Source organism: Neobacillus drentensis, from assembly GCF_036962765.1.
Taxonomy (GTDB): Bacteria; Bacillota; Bacilli; order Bacillales; family Cytobacillaceae; genus Neobacillus; species Neobacillus drentensis_C.
Map to the genome: position 1 here is coordinate 9,418 of NZ_JBALOS010000278.1, position 273 is coordinate 9,690.

Here is a 273-nt window from a genome sequence, read left to right on the forward strand (position 1 = left end):
ATTTGCATTATTTCTCGTCTGAATCGATTTCGAAGTTTGCTTGAATTAATGTAAGATTGAGCAAATGGCAAATGTAGATGCCAATAACCCAACACATACTCACTTGGATTGGGCATTTGTTCGGTAATATCAGAAATACTATATATTAGTGTCTTTTTTCTCCTATAAAGACCTCTAACTTTCTTCTTATAATCACTCTTAAAGTTCCATCTATTCAATGAGTTCAACACCTTTTGTATTATTGTATCATTAGCCTTCTTCAATTAACCTGCC

Annotated in this window: 1 pseudogene; it reads right to left on the reverse strand. The window is 32.6% G+C overall.

Annotation, left to right across the window (positions count from 1 at the left end):
- A pseudogene (locus tag V7137_RS26740) lies at positions 1-218 on the reverse strand (DUF3916 domain-containing protein); the annotation flags it as partial.
- Between the last annotated feature and the right edge of the window lie 55 nt (positions 219-273).